This is a genomic window from Streptomyces sp. NPDC000878, assembly GCF_053599695.1.
Genome location: NZ_JBSFMT010000148.1, coordinates 1 through 7,738, shown reverse-complemented (window position 1 = coordinate 7,738; position 7,738 = coordinate 1). Strand labels below are relative to the sequence as shown.

Sequence of the window (7,738 nt, the reverse complement as noted above, 5' to 3'; positions counted from 1 at the left end):
GCCCCTACCCGTCCCATCCTTCTGGGGGCTGCGCCCCCAGACCCCCGCTACGGCCCTGAACGGGCCTTGTCCTCAAACGCCGGACGGGCTAAGTGGGGGGTGCGGGCCGGCGCTGAACGATCAAGCCCGGCTGCCACCATCGAACGCCGGCCGGCGTTCGAGGACAACCACGCTCAGCCCACCCGCCCCCACCGCTTCCGAGGCACAGCCGGTGCCTCTTCAGCACCGGCCGGGGCTGGATTTCAGCCCGTCCGGCGTTTGAGGACAAGCGCGTTCAGCGCGAGCTTTTCCCCACCCACCCCCGGCCGGCACCATCCAGCCCGTCCGGCGTTTGAGGACGAGGCCGTTCAGGCCGAAAGGGGGGTCTGGGGGCGCAGCCCCCAGGAAGGGATGGGACGGGTAGGGGCGGCGGGGGCGAAAACAGATATTCGGGCCGTCGTACCCCCGTACCCCCCTCCCGCACGAACCCAGCCACAACACGCCCCGACCACACCTCAACTCGACCTGAATCGATCAACAACCTGTCACACTGCGGCACTTGAACGGGCGCCAATAGGTAACAGAAGCGACGTAATCGATGATTTGAGCAACCGGGTGTAGCAGTGCCTGTACGAAGCGTTATTCTCCTCAGACGCAAACCGGTACCCCTCCGTCGCTACGACGGGTGAAAGGTCCCGCACTGCACGTGATGGAAGCTCTGCCTCTGGGAGTCCCGTGTACCCACACGTCGGGGTTGACGCCTCGGGCCTGGCTACGCTGCGCGCAACGGTCCTAGACCTGTTGCGCGGCTTCGTCCCCACCGCGTACGCCGCACCCGCATTCGCCACCGCCGCACCACTCGGCCCGTGCTACGCCCTGGCCGACGGCACCGCCGCGGTCGGCAGACGAGGGCGCGCGTCCGGTGCCGCCACCACCGCTCGCCGCCCCGCCGCCGACAGCGACAGCGCCCGCATGATGGACCTTGTCGAACGCGCCCAGGCCGGCGAGGCCGACGCCTTCGGCCGCCTCTACGACCAGTACAGCGACACCGTGTACCGGTACATCTACTACCGGGTGGGCGGAAAGGCCACCGCCGAGGACCTGACAAGCGAGACGTTCCTGCGCGCCCTGCGCCGCATCGGGACCTTCACCTATCAGGGCCGCGACTTCGGCGCCTGGCTCGTCACCATCGCCCGCAACCTCGTCGCCGACCACTTCAAGTCCAGCCGCTTCCGGCTGGAGGTCACGACCGGCGAGATGCTGGACGCCAACGAGGTCGAGCGCTCACCGGAGGACTCCGTCCTGGAGTCCCTCTCGAACGCCGCCCTCCTCGACGCCGTACGACGCCTCAACCCCCAGCAGCAGGAGTGCGTGACGCTGCGTTTCCTCCAGGGGCTGTCCGTCGCCGAGACCGCCCGCGTCATGGGCAAGAACGAGGGCGCGATCAAGACCCTCCAGTACCGCGCCGTCCGCACCCTCGCCCGGCTCCTCCCGGAAGACGCGCGCTGAAGGGCCGTACGAAGCACCCCGCGTACGCCCGCACCACGCCACCCAGGCCGGAAGAAGCGACCCGGCACCCACACACCCCGCCCCACCGGGCTTCCGCACGCCCGGGGGCCGCACCCTCAGCGACCGCCAACTCACCTTCCGTGAAAGTCCGTTGAGTTCGCGGTCCGATCATCCGCCGTCCGTAACCCAAGTGCCGCGCCACTCGTTGTGCGGGATACAGGCTCCCTGTGGTCACTCCCTGGCCGTCTCCGATCACCCGATCGTGTGGATGTGGTCAGGGGCGTGCAACCCTCAGGACCCCCTGGGGAGTCGACCGTCATGACGAGAGGAGGTGCCGCCAGTGATCGCGAACGTTTCGGCGCACCGGCGGGCGAACGCCTTCGCCCAGGCCCTGGAGGAGCTGTCCGACCGGGACTCGGCGGCAGAGCAGCCCGACGGACCGGCACCGGACACCGACCCGGAGCCGTCCCCGGCTGCCGCGGAACGGACGGACCCCCGGGCGGACCACAGGGCGGAACGCACCGAACCGAGCCGACTGGTGGCCCTCGCGACCGGTCTCGGCGAGCTGCCGAAGCCCGTGCTCGACCCCGCGGTCAAGGTCGTCCACCGGGCCCAGTTGGTGGCCGCGATGGAGGCCATGCTGCGGGACGGCACGGTGCCGGGAGGCGAGCGGGCGGACCCTTTGGTGCCCGAGCAGCGCTCCCGGTCCAGGGGCGCGCACCGGGCGAGCGGGCTGGGGAAGTTCCGACCCCGTTCACGGCTGACGAAGGGTCTCGCCGCCGGCGGGCTCAGCGTGGGCGTGGCCGCGGGAGCCTTCGGCGGCGTCGCCGCTGCCAGTTCCGACGCCCTGCCCGGTGACTCGCTGTACGGCCTCAAGCGCGGCATCGAGGACATCAAGCTCAACTACCTGGCCGACGGCGACAACGAGCGCGGCGAGGTCTACCTCGACCAGGCCTCGACGAGGCTCAACGAGGCCCGCAGGCTCATGGAGCGCGACCGCGCCGGGCAGCTCGACCACGAGTCGCTCGGCGAGATCCGCCGCGCCCTGTCCGGTATGCGGCACGACGCCTCGGAGGGCCACCGCCTGCTGCACGAGGCGTATCAGCGCGACCCCGACTCCCTGGGCCCCATCCAGGCCCTCGACGCCTTCTCCCGCTCCCACCGCGAAGCCTGGGGCGCCCTGCGCGACCGCCTCCCGGTCCAGCTCGGGGACGTGAGCCAGGAGGTCTCGTCGGTCTTCGACGCCATAGACCAAGAGGTCGCCCCACTCCAGTCCCTGCTCCCGAAGCCCCCCGCCAAGAGCGGTCCGGGCGGCGGTGCGGGCGGAGGCCAACGGCAGGGCACCGGACCGGAGTCGGGCACGAGTTCGTCCGGTGCCGACCGGTCGGCCGCGCCCAGCGACACCGGCGGCGACTCCACCGAGGGGCGCGAGTCCAGCAGCGGCAACCCGAAGCCGTCCACCTCCGACACCGTCGACGACGGCCTGCTCGGCGGCAACACCGGCGGCCTCCTCGACCCGCCCGAGGACAGCGGCACGGCATCCCCGTCGACGACGACCCCGTCCACCACCGAACCGGACGTCACCCTTCCCCCGCTCCTCCCGGGCCTGCTGCCCGGCCTCGGCATCGACAGCGAGGACGTGAGCTAGAGCAGTCGGCGGTACGACAGCTGGGGGCGCCCTTCCTGGGAAGGGCGCCCCCAACGACGTACAAGAAAGAACCTGTACGTCAGAAGAACACGGACCGGCGCTGCACGAGCAGCTTGTACAGGGTGTGCTGGATCTGTTCCCTGACCTGGTCCGTCAGGTTGAACATCAGCATCGGGACCCATCTACACCGCCGCCCTCGCACTGCTTCGCAGGCTTCGGACGGCTGCGCCGGACTCCGTCCGTCGGTCCAGCGCGCCCGAGGATCCCCCTGCGGAACGAGCCCTCAGAAGAACACGGACCGCCGCTGCACCAGCAGCTTGTACAGGGTGTGCTGGATCTGTTCCCTGACCTGGTCCGTCAGGTTGAACATCAGCATCGGATCCTCGGCCGCCTCCGGCGGATAGCCGTCCGTGCGGATCGGCTCGCCGAACTGGATCGTCCACTTCGTGGGGAGCGGGAGCGCGCCCAGCGGGCCCAGCCACGGGAACGTCGGAGTGATCGGGAAGTACGGGAAACCGAGCACCCGGGCCAGCGTCTTTGCGTTGCCGATCATCGGGTAGATCTCCTCCGCCCCGACGATCGAGCACGGGATGATCGGCGCACCCTGCCGCAGTGCCGTCGACACGAAGCCGCCACGCCCGAAGCGCTGGAGCTTGTACCGCTCGCTGAACGGCTTGCCGATGCCCTTGAAGCCCTCCGGCATCACGCCCACGAGTTCGCCGCGCTCCAGGAGCCGTTCGGCGTCCTCGGCGCAGGCCAGGGTGTGCCCGGCCTTGCGGGCCAGCTCGTTGACCACCGGCAGCATGAAGACCAGGTCAGCCGCGAGGAGGCGGAGGTGGCGGCCCGCCGGATGGTTGTCGTGCACGGCGACCTGCATCATCACGCCGTCCAGCGGCAGCGTCCCGGAGTGGTTGGCGACGATCAGGGCGCCGCCGTCGGTCGGGATGTTCTCGATGCCCTTGACCTCGACCCGGAAGTACTTCTCGTACAGCGGGCGCACCAGCGACATCAGGACCTGGTCGGTGAGTTCGGCGTCGTAGCCGAAGTCGTCGACCTCGTAGTCCCCGGTGAGCCGGCGCCGCAGGAAGGACAGACCGCCCGCGACCCGCCGCTCCAGGCCTCCGACGGCACCGCCGTGCGAGGAGGCCGACGAAGAAGACCGTTTCCCGGGCTGGTCCTGGGGCTGCTGGGGCGGCTGTTGCTCTCGTGTCACCCGAACATCATCCTGCGGGCGCGCCCGTCCCGGCAGGGGCTGGACCTCACGTACCACCGCCGATTCGCCCTTGCGCCGGCTGCTCCCCGAGCCCCGGCGGCGCGACGGCCGCGGCGAGGCGCCCGCGCGGGACCTGTCGTCGTCGAACGGAATGACCTTGGCATCCGCCATCGTTGATGCGCTCCTCGGTTGGCGCTCTGCGTCGGTTGACCCTCAGGCCGTCTCCGTCAGGTCGCTGTCGTGGGTGTCACGGCTGCCGTGACCGGGGTCCCGCCACTGCCCGGGAAGGGTGCGAAGGGCAGTGCGGCGATCCGGTCGACGGCCCCCGCGAGGGCCTCCGGCGGCAGCAGACCGGGACCACGGACCCGCGCGAAGTCCGTGAACGTCTCGGCGGTCGTGAACTTCGGCTGGTAGCCCAGAGTCTCGCGCATCTGGTTCGTCGCCACGACCCTGCCGTGCGTGAGCAACCGGATCTGCTCGGGCGAGAAGTCCGTCATGCCCAGCGTACGCACCAGCGAGCCGGCCCAGGTGACGGCGGGCAGCAGCAGCGGCACGGTGGGCCGGCCGAGCCGCCTGGAGCACTGCGACAGCAACAGGACCCCGTCGCCGGCGATGTTGAACGTGCCGCTGTTGAGCGTTCCGCGCGCCGGGTCGTGCGAGGCGATGCGCAGGACCTCGATCACGTCGTCCTCGTGCACGAACTGGAGCCGGGGGTCGTAGCCGAACACGGTCGGCAGGACCGGCAGCCCGAAGTACTGGGCGAGCGGGGAGTCGGCGGTCGGCCCGAGGATGTTGGCGAAGCGCAGCACACACACGGCGACGTCGGGCCGGCGCCGCGCGAACCCTCTGACGTACCCCTCGACCTCGACCGCGTCCTTGGCGAAGCCGCCGCTGGGCAGCGACTTGGGTGTGGTGGTCTCGGTGAAGACGGCCGGATCGCGGGGCGCGGACCCGTACACGTTCGTACTGGACTTCACGACCAGCCGCTTGACGGTCGGCGACTTCTGGCAGGCGCCCAGCAGCTGCATGGTGCCGATGACGTTGGTCTCCTTGACCGTGGTCCGGCTGCCGCTGCCCAGCGCGATGCCCGTCACGTCCATGTGGACGACGGTGTCGGCGTTCGTCTCCGCGAGCACGCGCGCGATGGTGGGCTGCCGGATGTCGGCCTGGATGAAGTCGGCGCCGCCCAGGTGGTGCTCGGGCGGAACCGCGTCCACGGCGACGACCCGGTCCACCTGTGGGTCACGCTGGATCCGTCGTACGAACCGGCCCCCCAGCTGACGGGCCACTCCGGTCACGAGCACGACCTTGCCCAAGTCCGCGCCTTCCTTCCAGCCGTGGTTCCCGTGTACCCCTGTGGAGCCCAACCTAGCGGTTTGGTGTTGCGCTGTGATGACCGCCCGATGCAAGAAGTCACTGTGGCCCCCCACCGAAACAGGTGGGGGGCCACAGCAAGCACTTCTTACTACTACTGCTACTTCTTGTTGCGACGCTGAACGCGCGTGCGCTTCAGCAGCTTGCGGTGCTTCTTCTTAGCCATCCGCTTGCGCCGCTTCTTGATAACAGAGCCCACGACTACCCTCGCTCACTTCTCATCACTCGGCGTTGGGCGCCATGGGCCCATACGACCTACAAGGGGCCAGCCTACCCGTCCGAGCGCTGAGGTCGTAATCGAGGGCAATCGAGGAGATCAGGGGGAACCCGGTGAACCTCTGTGAGGCCCCTAGGGTCCCCATCCGCCCCCCTCGCGTGCCGTCAGGCTGTCTCCACCCCCACATAGCTCTCGCGGAGGTACTCGTGAACCGCTTGCTCGGGGACGCGGAAGGACCGCCCCACCCGAATCGCGGGCAGATGACCGCTGTGCACCAACCGGTACACGGTCATCTTCGACACTCGCATCACCGAGGCGACTTCCGCCACGGTAAGGAACTGAACCTCGTTCAGAGGCCTCTCGCCAGCTGCAGCCATGACACACCTGAACCTTCCGCACTCGACACTGGCCACCGGCTTCCCCTTCCGGTGACTCTTCGTCGCTGCGTGCTCACTCCCCAATGTAGGGGCGGGTGATGCGAGTGGGGAAGAGGTGCACCCATCGGCGGCCTACTGTGACAGACACGCCCGATTGAGTACGTAGCGGGTAATCGGCCGGTAGTAATCAGACCGCACAGCGTCATCAAGTGGAACGACGACAGACACGGATCCCTCCGCCTCCCCCACGAAGAGCGCGGGGTCGTCCGTATCGGCCAGCCCAATGGCCTCGAACCCCAGCTGACCTGCACCGCAGACCCACCCGTGGTCCCCGATCACCAGCTCCGGAAGCACCCCGCCGGCCTCGGCCGCAGCCGCCAGAACGGTCCGAACCGGGAGGGGGGAGTGCGTGTGTGCGCCCGGCTCACGCCCGGCGGCCTGGAGGCCCGGTTCGCGGACGAGCGCGACTCCTCGTACGTAGTCAAGGTTGTACGTGCGTAGACCGAACCGGGTCGTTATGTCGACAGAGCTACCCTGCGCGGGGGTGAGAACGGCACACCCCGCCGCCGACAGGGCGTCCGCGAGAGCGGCGTAGAAACCGAGCAGTCGGTGAGGATGACCGGTACCCAGGAGTACCGGCGCCTTACTCCGGGCGACTGCGGAGAGTCGCTCAGCGAAGGCGTCAAGGGCTACGAGCGTCCGTTCCGGATCGATCACATCGCACCCCGAAGTGCACTGCGGATCGGCCGAGACCCCGCACTTGTCGGCCATCAACCCGACCAGATCCCGCTGCCGCCAGGTCCACTCCGGATCAAGTCCGATCAGCACCCGAGGATCCCGAGCGGCAAAAAGCCGATAACTCCGCAGACTCTCCTCCCGCGAGGTGGCCACAGGCCCAGCAAGCCGAGCAGCCAGCAGATGGGCCCGCAGGGCCCCAACACTCAACACACCAGCGATGCTGCCGGACTCCCCTCACCCTCACCCCGAAAACCCCAGAAACACCCCACAGTTGGCGCAACGGGACATGGTCCGAGCGTGCCCATCGCATCCGGCGGCCGGGAGGCACCGCGGGTGCAACCCAGGCCGTGTTTCCCACCCACCCGTTTACTGCCAACTCATCAGCGGGGGTCGAGAGCATCTCAAGCGCCGGGGTTGTCATTTCAGCCCACCCGCCCCCGCCGCACTTCAGCACCGTCCGGGGCTTGATCTTTCAGCGCCGGCCCGCATCTTCAGCCCGTCCGGCGTTTGAGGACAAGCGCGTCCAGCGCGAGCCCTTTCCCACCCACCCAGGCCAGCCACCCCAGCCCGTCCGGCGTTTGAGGACAAGGCCCGTTCAGGGCCGACAGCGGGGGTCTGGGGGCGCAGCCCCCAGGGATGGGACGGGTAAGGGCGGCGGGCTGCCGGAGAACACCGCGCCGTTG

General features: G+C 69.2%; 7 protein-coding genes and 1 pseudogene. 2 read left to right on the top strand and 6 right to left on the bottom strand.

The features are described 5' to 3' along the window. Positions 1 to 714 precede the first annotated feature (714 nt). Both ACWDR4_RS49305 and ACWDR4_RS49300 read left to right on the top strand, forming a co-directional pair. A complete protein-coding gene (locus tag ACWDR4_RS49305; RefSeq protein WP_450418657.1) occupies positions 715 to 1,488 on the top strand; it encodes an ECF subfamily RNA polymerase sigma factor, BldN family in 774 nt (257 codons plus the stop codon). Positions 1,489 to 1,828: 340 nt separating this feature from the next. After that, the gene (locus ACWDR4_RS49300) at positions 1,829 to 3,136 is read left to right on the top strand and encodes a DUF5667 domain-containing protein (RefSeq protein WP_450418655.1); all 1,308 of its coding nucleotides are present in this window, start codon (positions 1,829 to 1,831) and stop codon (positions 3,134 to 3,136) included. Positions 3,137 to 3,215: 79 nt separating this feature from the next. Here ACWDR4_RS49300 and ACWDR4_RS49295 read toward each other — a convergent pair. The 6 genes and pseudogenes from ACWDR4_RS49295 to ACWDR4_RS49270 form a co-directional block, all read right to left on the bottom strand. Beyond that, positions 3,216 to 3,311: pseudogene (locus ACWDR4_RS49295) on the bottom strand (glycerol acyltransferase); the annotation flags it as partial. Positions 3,312 to 3,419: 108 nt separating this feature from the next. Further along, entirely contained in the window at positions 3,420 to 4,385 is a 966-nt protein-coding gene (locus ACWDR4_RS49290) for a lysophospholipid acyltransferase family protein (RefSeq protein WP_450418659.1), read from the bottom strand. Positions 4,386 to 4,576: 191 nt separating this feature from the next. After that, positions 4,577 to 5,665 carry an NAD-dependent epimerase/dehydratase family protein gene (locus ACWDR4_RS49285; protein WP_450418654.1) on the bottom strand — a complete coding sequence of 363 codons (1,089 nt, stop codon included), beginning with the start codon at positions 5,663 to 5,665 and terminating at the stop codon, positions 4,577 to 4,579. A 158-nt stretch (positions 5,666 to 5,823) separates the two neighbouring features. Next, on the bottom strand, positions 5,824 to 5,922 hold the full coding sequence (locus tag ACWDR4_RS49280; protein ID WP_003948845.1) for a 30S ribosomal protein bS22: 99 nt from the start codon (positions 5,920 to 5,922) through the stop codon (positions 5,824 to 5,826). 182 nt (positions 5,923 to 6,104) lie between these two features. Continuing rightward, positions 6,105 to 6,317, bottom strand: coding sequence for a helix-turn-helix domain-containing protein (locus ACWDR4_RS49275; protein WP_004984898.1), 213 nt, complete (start codon positions 6,315 to 6,317; stop codon positions 6,105 to 6,107). A 132-nt stretch (positions 6,318 to 6,449) separates the two neighbouring features. Next, complete coding sequence (locus tag ACWDR4_RS49270) at positions 6,450 to 7,265, bottom strand: phosphatase (RefSeq protein ID WP_450418652.1); 816 nt, start codon at positions 7,263 to 7,265, stop codon at positions 6,450 to 6,452. Between the last annotated feature and the right edge of the window lie 473 nt (positions 7,266 to 7,738).